The sequence below is a fragment of the Mesorhizobium sp. B2-8-1 genome, from assembly GCF_006440955.1.
Classification (GTDB): Bacteria; Pseudomonadota; Alphaproteobacteria; order Rhizobiales; family Rhizobiaceae; genus Mesorhizobium.
This window is the reverse complement of record NZ_VFTX01000005.1, coordinates 197,147-211,554: the sequence shown is the minus strand read 5'-3', so window position 1 is coordinate 211,554 and position 14,408 is coordinate 197,147. Positions and strand designations below refer to the sequence as shown.

16 protein-coding genes are annotated in these 14,408 nt (G+C 62.1%); 14 read left to right on the top strand and 2 right to left on the bottom strand.

From position 1 onward, the window contains the following. Positions 1-68: 68 nt before the first annotated feature. From FJ428_RS15510 to FJ428_RS15490, 5 genes are all read left to right on the top strand, one after another. Entirely contained in the window at positions 69-455 is a 387-nt protein-coding gene (locus FJ428_RS15510; RefSeq protein ID WP_128369055.1) for a DUF302 domain-containing protein, read from the top strand. A 35-nt stretch (positions 456-490) separates the two neighbouring features. Beyond that, positions 491-2,344 (top strand): heavy metal translocating P-type ATPase, encoded by a 1,854-nt coding sequence (locus FJ428_RS15505; protein ID WP_140879664.1) that lies wholly within the window; start codon positions 491-493, stop codon positions 2,342-2,344. Positions 2,345-2,372: 28 nt separating this feature from the next. Then, positions 2,373-2,822 (top strand): thioredoxin TrxC, encoded by a 450-nt coding sequence (gene trxC / locus FJ428_RS15500; protein WP_140879663.1) that lies wholly within the window; start codon positions 2,373-2,375, stop codon positions 2,820-2,822. 13 nt (positions 2,823-2,835) lie between these two features. Next, positions 2,836-4,089, top strand: a complete 1,254-nt coding sequence (locus tag FJ428_RS15495) for an MgtC/SapB family protein (RefSeq protein WP_140879662.1) — start codon at positions 2,836-2,838, stop codon at positions 4,087-4,089. Between the two features lie 85 nt (positions 4,090-4,174). Continuing rightward, a complete protein-coding gene (locus FJ428_RS15490; protein ID WP_140879661.1) occupies positions 4,175-4,561 on the top strand; it encodes a hypothetical protein in 387 nt (128 codons plus the stop codon). Between the two features lie 133 nt (positions 4,562-4,694). On the opposite strand, the gene FJ428_RS15485 is transcribed toward FJ428_RS15490, so the two are convergent. Both FJ428_RS15485 and FJ428_RS15480 read right to left on the bottom strand, forming a co-directional pair. Beyond that, a complete protein-coding gene (locus FJ428_RS15485; protein ID WP_246675775.1) occupies positions 4,695-5,129 on the bottom strand; it encodes a plastocyanin/azurin family copper-binding protein in 435 nt (144 codons plus the stop codon). A 543-nt stretch (positions 5,130-5,672) separates the two neighbouring features. Further along, the gene (locus FJ428_RS15480) at positions 5,673-6,167 is read right to left on the bottom strand and encodes a sulfocyanin-like copper-binding protein (protein ID WP_224518956.1); all 495 of its coding nucleotides are present in this window, start codon (positions 6,165-6,167) and stop codon (positions 5,673-5,675) included. A 248-nt stretch (positions 6,168-6,415) separates the two neighbouring features. On the opposite strand from FJ428_RS15480, the gene FJ428_RS15475 reads away from it, so the two are divergent. The 9 genes from FJ428_RS15475 (at position 6,416) to FJ428_RS15435 (ending at position 14,384) form a co-directional block, all read left to right on the top strand. Then, positions 6,416-6,694, top strand: coding sequence for a PepSY domain-containing protein (locus tag FJ428_RS15475; RefSeq protein ID WP_140561897.1), 279 nt, complete (start codon positions 6,416-6,418; stop codon positions 6,692-6,694). A 43-nt stretch (positions 6,695-6,737) separates the two neighbouring features. Next, positions 6,738-7,268 carry a cytochrome b/b6 domain-containing protein gene (locus FJ428_RS15470; RefSeq protein WP_140879821.1) on the top strand — a complete coding sequence of 177 codons (531 nt, stop codon included), beginning with the start codon at positions 6,738-6,740 and terminating at the stop codon, positions 7,266-7,268. A gap of 221 nt (positions 7,269-7,489) precedes the next feature. Further along, the gene (gene arcD / locus FJ428_RS15465) at positions 7,490-8,956 is read left to right on the top strand and encodes an arginine-ornithine antiporter (protein WP_140561896.1); all 1,467 of its coding nucleotides are present in this window, start codon (positions 7,490-7,492) and stop codon (positions 8,954-8,956) included. Between the two features lie 13 nt (positions 8,957-8,969). After that, positions 8,970-10,184, top strand: coding sequence for an arginine deiminase (locus FJ428_RS15460; protein ID WP_140879660.1), 1,215 nt, complete (start codon positions 8,970-8,972; stop codon positions 10,182-10,184). A gap of 17 nt (positions 10,185-10,201) precedes the next feature. Then, a complete protein-coding gene (gene argF / locus FJ428_RS15455) occupies positions 10,202-11,203 on the top strand; it encodes an ornithine carbamoyltransferase (RefSeq protein WP_140879659.1) in 1,002 nt (333 codons plus the stop codon). Between the two features lies 1 nt (position 11,204). Next, complete coding sequence (gene arcC, locus FJ428_RS15450; protein ID WP_140879658.1) at positions 11,205-12,125, top strand: carbamate kinase; 921 nt, start codon at positions 11,205-11,207, stop codon at positions 12,123-12,125. Between the two features lie 104 nt (positions 12,126-12,229). Continuing rightward, positions 12,230-13,147: a universal stress protein gene (locus FJ428_RS15445; RefSeq protein WP_224518955.1), complete on the top strand. Its 918-nt coding sequence runs from the start codon at positions 12,230-12,232 to the stop codon at positions 13,145-13,147. Positions 13,148-13,348: 201 nt separating this feature from the next. Then, complete coding sequence (locus tag FJ428_RS15440; protein ID WP_140879657.1) at positions 13,349-13,597, top strand: hypothetical protein; 249 nt, start codon at positions 13,349-13,351, stop codon at positions 13,595-13,597. 139 nt (positions 13,598-13,736) lie between these two features. Continuing rightward, positions 13,737-14,384, top strand: coding sequence for a helix-turn-helix domain-containing protein (locus tag FJ428_RS15435; protein ID WP_140561888.1), 648 nt, complete (start codon positions 13,737-13,739; stop codon positions 14,382-14,384). The last annotated feature ends 24 nt before the right edge of the window (positions 14,385-14,408 follow it).

Below are 14,408 nucleotides of genomic sequence, written 5' to 3'. Positions count from 1 at the left end.
ATTAGCTCTTGCGCGGGGTCGCCCGCAAAGTGGCGACGAGCTGTAGCGATCAACGATTGGAGAGTTGGATGAGTTACTATTTCAGCAAGATCGTCGCCATGCCGTTCACAGCGGCAATCGACCACGTGACCGCCAAGCTCGCAAGCAAGGGCTTTGGCGTTCTGACCTCGATTGATGTCCAGCAGACCATGAAGGCCAAGCTTGGCGCCGATTTCAGGCCCTATGTGATCCTGGGCGCGTGCAACCCGCATTTCGCATGGCGGGCGCTTCAGTCCGAAGACAAGATCGGAACCATGCTGCCCTGCAATGTCATCGTCACCGAGGTCGGACCGGGAAAGGTGGAGGTCGCAGCGGTGGATCCGGTCGCTTCGATGGGCGCTATCGGCAATCGAGAGCTTGCGCAGGTCGCGAACGATGTGCGGTGCCTGCTCGAGGAGACGGTCCGCGAACTCTAGCGCCAAGGGGGCCATCAGGGGTTGAGGGACATCGGATGAACGAGTCTGCTCTACGACGCGCATTGCTGGTCATCGCCATCCTGGGCCTCGCCTATGGTTTAGGAGCCTGGCGAACCGGGCTTGGCCCCTTTGAAGCCGACATGATCTGGACGGTGGCGACCTTGCCCGTGGTGGCGGCTCTCGCCATCTCCATTCTGCGTGATTTCTGGATAGGCCGCTTCGGTGTCGACGCGATTGCCTTGGTGTCGATGTCCGCCGCTCTGCTGCTCGGTCAACCCCTGGCCGCAATAGTGGTGGCGATCATGTATGCCGGCGGCACGGTGCTTGAGGATTTCGCCCGCGGCCGCGCGGAACGCAACCTCAAGGCATTGACCGACCGGTCACCGCGTGTCGCCCATCGAACGTCAAAGCTGGGGACAGAGACCATCTCCGTCGAAGACGTTGCCGTGGGCGACGAGCTTTTGGTCCGGGCCGGCGAACTGCTTCCCGTCGACGGCATCCTGCTCGATGCTTCGGCCTCGCTCGACGAGTCCGCAGTGAGCGGAGAACCGCTGCCGGAACGGCGGACAGCCGGCGATATGCTGCGCAGCGGCACCATCAATGCGGGGGAGACCTTCAGCATGCAGGCTTCTGCCCTGGCAGAGCAGAGCACCTATGCCGCGATCGTTCGCATGGTTGCTGCAGCGCAGACGGCGAAATCCCCGTTCATCCGCATGGCCGACCGCTTCGCCCTGTTCCTGCTGCCAGCCACTTTGCTGGTTTCCGGTGCCGCCTGGTACATCTCCGGCGATCCGATCCGGGCGCTCGCCGTGCTGGTTGTCGCGACACCTTGCCCGCTCATCCTCGCGGCACCCGTTGCCTTTATCGGCGGCGTGTCGCGCGCGGCCCGTGCCGGCATCCTGATGAAAGGCAGCGCGGCTCTGGAGGCGCTTGCGCAGGTCCGGACCGCAATCTTCGACAAAACGGGAACCTTGACCATCGGCGGAGCTGAGCTCATCGAAATCGAAGTGGCGACCGGTCGCGACCCCGACAATCTGTTGCGGCTACTCGCGTCTTTGGAACAGGCCTCGCACCATGTGCTCGCCGACTCAATTATCCGGGCGGCGCGTAGCAAGCAGTTGACGCTTTCGCATGCGCGTGATGTCCGCGAGCATCGCGGTGCGGGCCTGAAGGGCCGGTTCGGCAAAATGTCGATCGCCGCGGGATCGCGGGCTCTCGTGCTCGCCAACAAGCCGCTGCCCGGCTGGGCGAAAAGCGGCGAGGAAAGATATCGGGACGAGCCGGTGCTCAGGGTCTTTGTGGCACTCGGCGGCCGGCTTGCCGGGGTCTTCACGTTCGGCGACGCGCTGCGTGTCGATGCGCATGATGCACTCGGCAAGCTGCGCTCCGCCGGCATTGCGCGCATGATTATGCTTACAGGCGACGACGGCGTGGCAGCCAAGCGCATCTCCGCCCGGCTCGACCTCGACGCCATTGTCGCCGATGCGACCCCTACCGAAAAGGTCGCGATGGTCGAAGCCGAGAAAGCTTCGGCGCCGACCATGATGGTTGGCGACGGCATCAACGATGCCCCTGCCCTGGCGGCCGCCACCGTGGGTATCGCCATGGGCGCACGTGGTGCCACCGCCTCCTCCGAGGCAGCTGATGTCATCGTGCTGACCGACAGGCTGCAGCCGGTCGCCGATGCCGTTCGGATTGCACGGCGAACGCGATCGATCGCCTTGCAAAGCATCATCGCCGGGCTGGCGCTGTCGGGGCTGGCAATGATCGCGGCGGCCATGGGGCAGATCACCCCGGTTGCCGGAGCGCTGCTCCAGGAAGGGATTGACGTAGCGGTCATCCTGAACGCGCTGCGCACCCTTGGCGATGGCCATCTGTGGCGCGCATAGTGGTTGAGAGCAAAATCGGTAGATGACCATGGCACAGCAGAATCTGGTGGTTTGCAGCAAATGTGGTGGGGTCAACCGCCTGCCACCGGGCCGCAATGCCATGGAAGCGAAATGCGGAAAGTGCGGGAACCGGCTGTTTTCGGGGCATCCCGAAGATGTCGATGCCGCGATCTTCGACAATCAGATCGCGCGCAGCAGCCTGCCCGTTGTTGTCGACATCTGGGCACCTTGGTGCGGCCCCTGCAAGATGATGGCGCCGGCTTACGAAGCCGCAGCAAATGAACTTGAGCCGCATGTTCGCCTGATCAAACTCAACTCCGACAAGGAGCAGGCTGTTGCGGCCAGGCTCGGCATTCGCAGCATCCCGACCATGATCCTGTTCCATGGCCGGCACGAAGTCGCGCGCACATCCGGCGCAATGACGGCAGGCCAGATCGTCAGGTGGGTTCGCGACCACCTGCCGACGGTCGCCGCCTGAAATCGCCGCGCCAATGGATCCCCTCATCGCCCGGCTTGGACTGGCACTTGCGATAGGTCTTCTCGTCGGCTTGGAGCGTGGCTGGCAGGAGCGGGATGCGCCCGAACGCAGTCGCACGGCCGGCATCCGGACATTCGGCATATCCGGCCTGCTCGGCGGCGTGCTCGCCGCCCTGGCCAACGCACTCAGCGCGGTATCCGTGCTGGTCGGCGGTTTCGTCGCCTTTGCGGCAATCTTCGCCTGGTACAAGGCGCGCGAGGCAGTCCATGACGAGGATTTCAGTGTCACGGGCGTGATCGCGGGGCTGGGCGTTTTTGCCCTTGGCGCGCTTTCCGTCGCCGGCGATTATCGGGCTGCTGCGGCCGGTGGGGCGGCACTGGCGGCAATCCTGGCCAGCCGCGAGGTCCTGCACGGTCTTTTGAAGCGACTGACGTGGGTTGAACTCCGGTCGGCGCTGATCCTGGCGGTGATGACGGCGATCGTCTTGCCCCTGCTGCCAAACCGGACAATGGACCCGTGGGGCGGTTTCAATCCCTGGGAGGTCTGGTTCCTGACGGTGCTGATGGCCTCGATTTCGTTCGCCGGCTATGTCGCTGTTCGCATTCTGGGCAATACGCGTGGTCTGCTGGTGAGTTCGCTCACCGGTGCGATCGTCTCTTCCACCGCCGTGACCTTGGCGCTTGCCCGCAATGCCACCTCGGCAAGCAATCCGCTGCCGCTCGCCGGGGCGGCATCGCTGGCTGCAATGGTTTCGGTGCTCCGCGTCTGCACCGTGGTTCTGATCGTCGAGCCAAGCGTGCTCGCGTCGGTCGCCATTCCGGCGATTGCCGCGGCGCTCGCCTTCGCCGTCTGCGGAACATTGCTGATGACTCGCGACAGCGGGAACGGCGAAGGCAGCGCTAGCGCGCGCAATCCATTCGAACTGGGTCCGTTGCTGCTCTTCGCCCTGTTCTTTGCCATCGTCGCGACCGCAAGTGCCGGTCTGGCTACTCAATTCGGTGGGCGCGGTCTGCAGGCGAGTTCGGCGCTGGCCGGCGCATTCGATGTCGATGTCTCGGTGCTTGGCGCGCTGCGCCTGGTCAAGCATTCCGTGTCCGTCGAGACCGTGGGCCAGGCCGTGCTCGCGGCGCTGGCAGCAAACGCGATCGGCCGCCTGTCGCTCGCAGTATTTGCCGGTCCGGTCAGGTTCTGGTTGCCACTGGCCGTCATAACCCTGATCGCCGCAACCATGGGTATCAGCGCCCTGCTGTTGCTCGGTCCTGGATAGAAGTGTTGTTCTCGAGCCTTCTTTGATGCGGATCAAGGGCTAGGTCCCGCCACTGCTCTATGAAACTCCGTGAAAGGAGTTCGCCATGACCAGTTTGAAGGACCTCACCCCGAAATTCCGCAATGTCCGGCTGCTGCTCGCGCGTGAAAAGGGCCACCCGGAAGGCGACCGCGAAGAAGGTTATGACGTGCTCGCTCCATTGACCGGCGAAGGCCGGATCGATGCCGACGAATGGAAGTCGCACAGGGCCTCTTGCCGTGTTCGCCGGTTTCGCACAGGCGAGGAGGATCTGATCGGCCGGCTGAAGCGCAAGCCCGGCGGACAGTGGTATTTCGACTACGCCGAAGGCGATCGCGACGACGAAATCGGCTTCCATCTCGGCGACGAACGGTTCGTGACCGGTGAGTACGTGTCGATCGAGCGCAACGGCGCCATGCACACCTACCAAGTGGCAAGGGTCGAGCGGCCTTGATGGCTAGCTCCTGGCGGATCGCGCGAGTTGGTTTTGGATCCATGCAGGAAACGCTGATCGGGACAACGACGAATACGAAACCAAAAAAAACCGCCGCCCCTTTGGCGCGGCGGGTGCCTCATCAAACCACGGCCTATTTGACCAGGATTGTTGCCCACATTCCGTTCATGAAATGGCCGGGAATGTTGCAAAAGACGGCATAGTTTCCGGGCTTGAGGTCGAGCGTCAGCGATCCGGTTTTGCCTGGATCGAGTTCAGAGACCTCGCCGAGATGGCCTGCCGCATCCTCGTTGACGCGATTTTCATTTGCTACATAGGGCAGCGTGGTCTTTTTGACATCGGTCACCGGCACCACAATCATTTCGTGGACCGCGTCCTTGGAGCTGTTTTGAACCTCGAAGGTCACCTTGCCCGCGGGCACGACGGTTTGATCCAGCTTGATCCTCATCGTTGCCATGCTCATGTTTGCCGGCATGCCCATTCCCATCTTTGCGTCGGGGTTCGCGACGCCGTCCTTGTCCCATAGCTTGACGTTTACGATCGCGTTGGCAAAGGCGGGTGCCGACACGGCTAGGAGAACGAGGACCAGTCCGGTCTTGAAAGGCTGCATGTTCGAAAGGCTCCTGATCGCTTGCGGCGACCCCACAAGCGCGTTTGGGGAATCATTCATGGTCGCGGCACCCGGCTAAAACAGCCAAGCTGACAACGCGCTGACAGCGGAGGCAGGGACCAAGGATGAGGCATCACCTTCACCAAACATGGCCAAAGCGGCCTCACCGGTCGCTCCGTTGCATCGTCGTTACCTTGCGCTGTTTGCCGGGTGGCCTCGCGCTGGCAAGCCCTCGCCATCGCGAAGGCCTGGTCCGAGTCATGATCATGGGGGCGAAAACGCAAAGCCGAGCCGATGGACATCGCCTGACGATCTGCCAGCGCACCAAGCCCGGTTCGCATCCTCGATGATCGCGAGGCTTAAGACGGTCACGTATCATGTGTTGACCTTGCCTCCAGGGGGTAACCTTGCTGTTGTGCGGCGGCCAAAGCGACAAGACTGGCGATTCCGGCAACCTTGTGAGACTGCGACAGTCTTAGGTAGGGCAGCCTGGTTCAGGGCCTATGGATCGACGGTGAATTCAGCCCACATGCCCGCCCCATAGTGACCTGGCACGTTGCAGATAAGCAGATATTTTCCAGCTCTTAGCTCGACGGTCAGGGTGCCTGATTTGCCGGGATCGAGCTCCGACACCTCGCCCTTGTCGCCGGCCTTGTCTTCGTCGACCCGGTTCTCGGCCTCAAGGTAAGGAAGCGGCTTGCCGGGTTCGGCAAGGTACATCACGATCATTTCGTGGACGGTGTCCTTGGAGTCATTTTTCACATTGAATGTGACCTCCCCGGCCTTCACAGCACCGGGCAAAGCCTTGATGCCCATGGTCGCCTTAGCGAGATCGAGTCCGGGCGCCGCATAGGCGAGCCCCATCGGCATCTCCATACTCGCGCCCTTGTCCCACAGCGAGATCTGGACAGGCGAAGCAGCCTGGACGGCGCCGGCTCCGCCGGCCATAAGCATCGCGGCGGCAAGCCCGAATGCTCCCCTCGATATGGTTTTCATGGCGATCTCCTTCAGGACGGCAGCAGAAGCGCTCTACGTCCCGACCGTCATCCTGCTCGCGGGGTCACCCGCCGTCCTTGCGCCAAATCAAACTGTCCGGCGCGAACCCCACCATGCAGCTGTCAGCCAGTTGTCAGGTTGAATTGGCTATGTCGCACCAATGACGGTGGAATCGCCGTCTGACACGAACGATCGACGTCCCAACCGCAGGCGCAACATTCGCGCCCAACCTCCCGAATGGAGCCATCATGTATCGCACACTCGTTCTCGCCGCTCTCGCCGGCATGGTTGCAGGACCGGCCCTCGCCGCCGGCGGCAGCTGCAGCACCGCCCCGAAATCGCAGTTCAAGCCCAAGGCAACGCTGGAGGCGCAGTTGACCGGCGAAGGCCTCACCGTCCGCCAGATCAAGGTCGAGAAGGGCTGCTATGAAGTCTATGCGGTCGACAAGGCCGGCAAGAAGGTGAACCTGGCTTACAATGCCGAGACCCTTGAAAAGCTCGACAATGCCGAAGCCGGCGAAAATTGATCCGAACGTTTCGATTGCCACGGACGCGCAACCATCTCAAGAGATGGTGCGCGTCTGGGACCGGGTCGTAAGGAGTTTCCACTGGGCGCTGGTGCTCAGCTTCGTCACAGCCTGGCTCACCTCCCATTCCTCAGAGGACATTCACCATTGGGCCGGCTACGTCGCCGCAGCACTGGTCGCTATGCGGCTCTTGTGGGGCGTCCTAGGTACGCCCTATGCCCGGTTCTCTCAATTCGTGCGCGATCCGGCGACGGTGCTGCGCTATCTCTGGGCAATACTGAGCGGTCGCGAAGCCCGCTATATCGGCCACAATCCGGCTGGCGGCGCGATGGTGGTCGTGTTGATCGCCGCGATGGCTTCAACTGCGTTGACGGGCTGGCTGATGACGACGGACGCCTATTTCGGCGTGTCGTGGGTCGAAACGGCACACAGCCTAAGCGCGCACGGCTTACTTGTGCTGGTCCTTTTCCATATAGGCGGCGTTGCGCTGGCAAGCTTTCGCCATCGCGAAAACCTGGTACGGGCCATGATCACGGGGCGAAAACGCAAAGCCAAGCCGGCGGACATCGCCTGACGACGACCTGTCAATGCACCAAATCCGATTCGCGCCCTCGACGGATCTCGAGAGGTGCAAGTGGAGCGCAGGTCCGAGCGACTTTGGTCCAGCAATCCAAAGCCAGAAACAGCGCCCGAGTGCCCCCGTACAGAAAACGGTTATTGACCCGCATCAAAGCTGCCGGCCCTTTCTTCCTGTTCACTGCCTCCCATCAGAGCCTTCAAATTGGGGAGAGCATCATGACTACGGCTGATTTCAACATCCCTGTCCCGAAAGTCGCGACAGCGGCGCCAACGAAACTTCGACTGGGTTCCCTGACCGCATTGGTGATCGGTTCCATGGTCGGCTCCGGCGTGTTCAGCCTGCCGCAGAACATGGCGGCAGGTGCCGGTCCCCTCGCAATCCTGATTGGCTGGGCCATCACCGCGGTCGGCATGCTGGCGCTGGTTTTCGTCTACCAATCGCTTGCGACCCGCAAGCCCGAGCTCGACGCCGGGCCCTATGCCTACGCCAAGGCCGGCTTCGGCCCCTTCATCGGCTTCAACAGCGCCTGGGGCTACTGGATCAGCGCCTGGGTCGGCAACGTTTCCTACGCGGTGATCGTGTTCAGCGCCCTGTCTTATTTCTTTCCGGCTTTTGGCGATGGAAACACCTGGCAGGCGGTGCTCGGCGCATCAGTCCTGCTGTGGCTGATCCACATCCTGGTTCTTGCCGGCATCCGGCAGGCCGCCGTTGTGAACCTCATCGTCACGGTTGCAAAGATTGCTCCGATCGTCCTGTTCGTCGGGGTTGTTGCCGTCGCCTTCAAATTGCAGGTCTGGTCGCTTGACTTCAACGGTTTGGGCAACGCCAGTCTCGGCTCTATCACCGCGCAGGTGAAAAGCACCATGCTGGTGACCCTGTGGGTGTTCATCGGCATCGAAGGCGCCAGCGTCTTTTCCGGCCGTGCCGAGCGCCGCAAGGACATCGCCACGGCGACAGTTCTTGGCTTCTTCACCTGCCTCGCGCTCTACGCCCTGGTGTCGCTGCTGTCGCTCGGCATTCTTAGCCAGCCTGAGCTTGCCGCGCTGAAGAACCCGTCCATGGCTGGTGTGCTTGAGGCGGTGGTGGGTCCCTGGGGTGCCATCCTGATCAACATCGCGCTGGTCGTGTCCGTGATCGGCGCCTTCCTGAGCTGGACGCTGCTCGCCGCCGAAATTCCGCATGTCGCCGCCAAGGACGGGACGATGCCGAAATTCTTCGGCCTCGAAAGCGAGCGCGGTGTACCGTCGATCTCGCTTCTGATCACCAACCTGCTCGTCCAGGCCTTCCTGGTGATCACGCTTTTCGCACAGAGCACCTACCAGGCGCTGTTCTACATCGCGTCGGCCGCGATTCTGGTTCCTTACATCTTTTCTGGAGCTTACGCGGCCAAGCTCGCGCTGACCGGCGAGAGCTACGCGAGTGGCGAGCAGCGCGCCGGACCGCTTTTTGCGGGGTTGCTGGCAACGGTCTACGGGCTGTGGCTCGTCTATGCGGCCGGACCTGCCTACCTGTTCATGTGCGCTATCCTCTATGCGCCCGGCATCATCTTCTACGTCTGGGCTCGCCGCGAAACTAACCAGCGCGTGTTCCATCCTGTCGAAGCAGTGCTCGCCGCAGCCCTTGTCGCCGTCGCCATCCTCGCCGTTTACGAGATGTGGACCGGCGCCGTCAGCCCGCTGTGAAGGGATTGGCACGATGACGAAGCTGGGTGTCCACTCCGAAGTCGGCCGTCTGCGCGAGGTCATGGTCCATCGTCCGGATCTCAGCCTGCGCAGGCTGACACCGGAAAACTGCAAGGCGCTGCTTTTCGACGACGTGCTGTGGGTCAAGCGGGCTCGCCAGGAACACGATGTCTTTGTCGATGCATTGCGTGAACGCGGTGTCCTGGTCCATTCCTTCGGGGAGCTCCTGGCTGAGACAATGAGCCTGGCCAAGGCTCGCGACTGGCTTCTCGACCGCCGGGTTCATCCCGGCGTCGTGGGGCTCGACATGGTCGACGAGCTGCGCGGATGGCTCAACGAGATGCCGTCAGAGCAATTGTCGTCTTACCTTGTCGGGGGCATTGCCCGCGCCGAGCTTCCTTTCGAACCCAAAGGCCTGACGGGAAGGACGCTTGCCCCCCAGGATTTCGTGTTGCCGCCGCTGCCGAACCAGCTGTTCACCCGTGACAGTTCCTGCTGGATCTACGGCTCGGTGTCCGTCAATTCCATGTACTGGCCCGCCAGACGCCCGGAAGCAGCCAATGTCGAAGCCGTCTACCGTTTCCATCCCCACTTTCGCGACAGCGGCATTCCCTTTGTTTCGCCGGATGCAGGAACGGGCACGAGCCTGGAGGGCGGCGATGTGATGCCGATCGGTGGTGGAACAGTTCTCGTCGGCATGGGAGAGCGCACCACGCCCCAGGCCGTGGGCGACCTCGCCCGCAACCTGTTCGCGGCTGGTGAGGCGACCCGCGTGATTGCCGCCTTGATGCCGCGGGACCGCAGTTTCATGCATCTCGACACCGTCTTCACCTTCTGCGACCGCGACCTGGTCACCCTCTATCCGCCGGTGGTCGACCGGCTGCGCACGTTCTCGCTGCGGCCGGGCGATGGCGAGGCGTCGGTCGAGGTCACCGATGAGACAAAGCCGTTCACGGCTGTGGTTGCCGAAGGCCTTGGACTGAAATCACTGCGGATCATCGCCACTGGCGGCGACCGCTACGAGGCCGAGCGCGAGCAATGGGATGACGGCAACAATGTCGTTGCGGTCGAGCCCGGCGTGGTCATCGGCTACGACCGTAATGTCTATACCAACACGCTGCTGCGCCGCGCCGGGATTGAAGTGATCACGGTCGAAGGCGCCGAACTCAGCCGCGGCCGCGGCGGCGGGCATTGCATGACCTGCCCGATTGCCCGCGACCCGATTTGACCCGAAAGGAAATCCCGATGTCGATCAACCTTCATGGCCGTTCCGTCCTGACCCTGGACGATCTCACCGCAGACGAGATCCGCTTTCTTCTCAAGCTGGCCGCCGACCTCAAGGCCGCAAAGCTCGCCGGTCACGAGATCCCGCGTCTTGTCAGAAAGAACGTCGCTCTGATCTTCGAAAAGGATTCGACGCGCACTCGCACGGGATTCGAAGTTGCGGCCTATGACCAGGGCGCGCACGTCACCTATTTCGGCCCTACCGGCAGCCATATCGGCCACAAGGAATCCATGAAGGACACCGCTCGCGTGCTCGGCCGCATGTATGACGCGATCGAGTATCGCGGCTTTGGCCAGCACCAGGCTGAATTGCTGGCCACATATGCCGGCGTGCCGGTCTACAACGGCCTTACCGACGAGGCGCATCCGACGCAGATCCTCGCCGATTTCATGACCATGCGGGAATTCACCCACAAGCATCTTTCGGACATGACCGTCACCTTCGTCGGTGAGGGCCGGGACAATGTCGCGCTGTCCCTCGCCCTGGGAGCAGCCAAGGTCGGCATCGACATGCGCATCGCCTCGCCAAAGGAACTCTGGCCGGACGAGGAGTTCTGCGCTCATGTCAGGGACCTGGCGGAACGCAGCGGCGGCCGCTTCCGGCTCGACGAGGACGTCACGAGCTGCGTCCAGGACGCCGACTTTGTCTACACCGATGTGTGGATGTCGATGGGCGAAGACAAATCGGGCTGGGCCGAGCGTATTCGTCTTTTGACGCGCTACCGCGTGACCAGCGAAGTGATGGCTGCCGCCGGCAACCCTCACGTCAAATTCATGCATTGCCTGCCGGCGTTCCACGACACAGAGACCGAGATCGGCGCCTTCGTTGCGAAGGAATACGGTATCGACTGCATGGAGGTCACTGACGAGGTTTTCGAGTCGGCTGCGTCCATCGTCTTCGACCAGGCCGAAAATCGGATGCACACGATCAAGGCCCTGCTTGTGGCAACAATCGGCAACTGAGATGCTCATCGTTGTTGCGCTCGGCGGAAACGCATTGCTGCGCCGTGGAGAACCGATGACAGCCGGTAACCAGCGCGCCAACATCGTGCGCGCCGCGGCTGTATTGGCGAATCTGGTCGACGCAGGGCACTCGATTGTAGTCACTCACGGCAACGGTCCGCAGGTAGGACTTCTGGCCCTGCAGGCAGCGGCGACTTCGGATGGCCGCACATTTCCACTCGACGTGCTTGGCGCCGAAAGCGCAGGGATGATCGGCTACGTCATTGAACAGGAACTCGGCAACCTCCTCAAAAAGAAGCTTTTTGCTACCCTGCTGACACAGGTGAAGGTCGACCCGCACGATCCGGCTTTCGCTCACCCGACGAAGCCTATCGGCCCGGTCTACGACGAGGCAACCGCACATAGGCTTGCCAGCGAGCGCGGCTGGCAGATAGCGCCCGATGGCGACCAATGGCGCCGTGTCGTGCCCTCACCCATGCCGCTGGAAATCCTGGAAGCGTCTGTAATCTCGTTCCTGGTCGAGCGCGGCGTGATCGTCATCTGCACCGGCGGCGGCGGTATTCCGGTGATTGCCCAGGACGACGGCACGCTTTGCGGCGTCGAAGCAGTCATCGACAAGGACCTGGCAAGCTCGCTTCTTGCCCGCCAGTTGAAGGCTGACATACTGCTCCTGTTGACCGATGTCGACGCCGTCTATGTCGACTACGGAACAGCAGCCGCTCGGGCGCTTCGGCGCGTGACCCCCAAGGAGTTATCCGGGAAGAATTTTCCGGCCGGCTCCATGGGACCGAAGGTCAGCGCTGCAATCGAATTCATTGAAGCGACAGGCAAGCCCGCTGCAATCGGCAAGCTCGATGACGCCGTCGAGATTGTGACGGGCGAGCGCGGCACCTGGTTCGAAGCCAGCTGGAGCGTGGATTGATGCGTTTCAAAGCCGTGTGGCCGCATAGTGCCGTGGGTGGTGTGGGTATCAGGCTTCGCTTCGGACCATCCCGGCGGTGCCGCGGTCCATGACGATGTGGCCTGATGGATTGGCAAGATATGCAGGCTTTGATGCGTATCAAGGCGCAAGGTCGCAGCTCCGGCGATCCTGCGATAAATCTCATCGGAGGCACGGCAATGACCTTTAACACCATCATGGTTCAACTCGACGTCGATTCCCCGGCAGCTCCGCGAACGACCTATGCGCTTGAGTTGGCGCGACGCTTCGAAGCTACCCTGATCGGTTTTGCGGCGGCCGATTCATACGTGTTTGTTCCAGGCGACGATGGCGGCGCGGCGGCAGCCGAAATCATGCGGCAACGCCGCACGGATATCGAGGATCGCCTGAAGATTCTGAAGGAAGAATTCCTAAGTGTCGTCGTCGGACACGATGCCTTCTGGCGCGAGGAGATCGGTGATCCAACACGTCTGCTCGCAATGCATGCGCGCGCCGCCGACCTCATCGTGACCGGGGCTCCCGAACGGGGCGTTCCCAGCGACCGCCACCGGATGGTCGATGTCGGAACGTTGGTGCTGTCGGCCGGACGGCCCGTGTTGCTTGCGGCTGACAAGGCTGCACCGCTTAACTCCGAAAATGTTCTGGTGGCTTGGAAGGATACCCGCGAGGCGCGGCGCGCGGTCACCGATGCAATGCCCTTTTTGACCGGTGCACAACATGTCCTTGTGGCGACGATCGAGGAGCAAAACCAGAGAAGCGCACGCGAAAGTGTCGGGGATGTGCTCCGCTTCCTGATGAGACATGGCGTCAAGGCAAGATCGGAGGTTCTGGACGTCGGCCAAGCGGACGCTTGCGAAGCCGTGTCCGAAGTCGCCCGGGCGATGGGTGCCGACCTTGTGGTCGCGGGCGGCTACGGCCACAGCCGTATCCGCGAATGGGCGTTTGGCGGTATGACCCGCTCCTTGCTGAAGCAAGGGGCGATTAACCGGCTGCTCTCGAACTGAGCCACTGGGCAGGAAGCGATACGACGCAGAGTCGAGGCGAAAGCGGTCGGAAGTCCAGGGATGGCAAAGCGAACGGACAAGATCGACGTTGGCATCGATCTGGCCGCAACGGTGGCCAGGCGCGCCGGTCGCTTACGCTTTGGGCGATAGCAATAGGGAGTCGTTTCGAAATCTTGCATCGAAATGGCTGGGTGGGCAGCGATGTATCTTCCGCAATTCCTGGTCGGAATGTTTTTGACGTCGGGTATCGTGGGTCTGTGGGCCTACGCGGCAACAGGTTCAGTCTGGAGCGCGGCAGGCTGGACGATTGTCAACCTGCTCATTCTGCAGATCGGATACTTCGCCTTTGTCATACGCCGTGTGTACAAACGCACGACGGCAGACGCCCTGGCAAATTCGGCGCCCACCAGTCATGTTCAGCCATTCCACCGCGATGGCACGCTCTCCTAGGGCCACGCCGGACCGTGTGACCACTTGATGTGGATCAACAATCCTCGCGACTAGGTAGTTTCCCGTAGGGATAAAACCGAATTTCGCGACCTGCGGATTCGCGCGATTGCTGTGTCACGGAACAACCGGGAAAACAGCCATGCACGCCTACACCGCTTCCAGAATTTCATTGCCGTCGCAACCTGCTCAGTCAAGCCTGCCAGCGGCCTTCGGCTCGGAAACGCAACAGCCGGTCAGCTTCTTTCCCGCCGGTTCGGAGATCTATGCTCAAGGCGAGAAAGCCGGCGCTTTCTACCAGGTCGAATTCGGCGCCGTGCGCATCTACCGCCTGCTCGCGGACGGCCGCCGACAGATCAGCGCCTTCCACCTCGCCGGAGAGACTTTCGGCTTCGAAGCCGACACGAAGCATCATTTCTTCGCCGAGGCGATCAATGCCACCGGGGTACGCTCGTTCCGCTTTAGCGCTGGAGCGGACATGTCCCATCAGCTACTGCCCTTGGCGCTCAAGGGTCTGACGAGGGCGCAGGAGCACCTCCTGGTCCTCGGCCGCCAGAACGCCATCGAACGCGTCGCCGCTTTCCTGGTGGATATGGCCGAGCGGCAGGGCGGCTTGCGGCAGGTCGAGCTGCCAATGTCGCGCATGGACATCGGCGACTATCTCGGCCTGACCATCGAGACCGTCTCGCGGGTCTTCACCCGGCTGAAGGACAAGGGCGTCATTCGCCTCCTCAACCTGCGCAGCATCGAAATCGTTAAGCATGACGCGCTCCACTGCATGAGCGAATAGAGGCGCCTGCCTGCGCAAGAGACG

Coding starts and splice junctions, on each gene's coding strand:
- FJ428_RS15480 (WP_224518956.1), bottom strand. CDS start 6,167: ATGAAAACCATATCGAGGGGAGCATTCGGGCTTGCCGCCGCGATGCTT.
- FJ428_RS15505 (WP_140879664.1), top strand. CDS start 491: ATGAACGAGTCTGCTCTACGACGCGCATTGCTGGTCATCGCCATCCTG.
- FJ428_RS15445 (WP_224518955.1), top strand. CDS start 12,230: ATGGATTGGCAAGATATGCAGGCTTTGATGCGTATCAAGGCGCAAGGT.
- arcD (WP_140561896.1), top strand. CDS start 7,490: ATGACTACGGCTGATTTCAACATCCCTGTCCCGAAAGTCGCGACAGCG.
- FJ428_RS15475 (WP_140561897.1), top strand. CDS start 6,416: ATGTATCGCACACTCGTTCTCGCCGCTCTCGCCGGCATGGTTGCAGGA.
- FJ428_RS15460 (WP_140879660.1), top strand. CDS start 8,970: ATGACGAAGCTGGGTGTCCACTCCGAAGTCGGCCGTCTGCGCGAGGTC.
- FJ428_RS15495 (WP_140879662.1), top strand. CDS start 2,836: ATGGATCCCCTCATCGCCCGGCTTGGACTGGCACTTGCGATAGGTCTT.
- arcC (WP_140879658.1), top strand. CDS start 11,205: ATGCTCATCGTTGTTGCGCTCGGCGGAAACGCATTGCTGCGCCGTGGA.
- FJ428_RS15490 (WP_140879661.1), top strand. CDS start 4,175: ATGACCAGTTTGAAGGACCTCACCCCGAAATTCCGCAATGTCCGGCTG.
- FJ428_RS15470 (WP_140879821.1), top strand. CDS start 6,738: ATGGTGCGCGTCTGGGACCGGGTCGTAAGGAGTTTCCACTGGGCGCTG.
- argF (WP_140879659.1), top strand. CDS start 10,202: ATGTCGATCAACCTTCATGGCCGTTCCGTCCTGACCCTGGACGATCTC.
- FJ428_RS15440 (WP_140879657.1), top strand. CDS start 13,349: ATGTATCTTCCGCAATTCCTGGTCGGAATGTTTTTGACGTCGGGTATC.
- FJ428_RS15435 (WP_140561888.1), top strand. CDS start 13,737: ATGCACGCCTACACCGCTTCCAGAATTTCATTGCCGTCGCAACCTGCT.
- trxC (WP_140879663.1), top strand. CDS start 2,373: ATGGCACAGCAGAATCTGGTGGTTTGCAGCAAATGTGGTGGGGTCAAC.
- FJ428_RS15510 (WP_128369055.1), top strand. CDS start 69: ATGAGTTACTATTTCAGCAAGATCGTCGCCATGCCGTTCACAGCGGCA.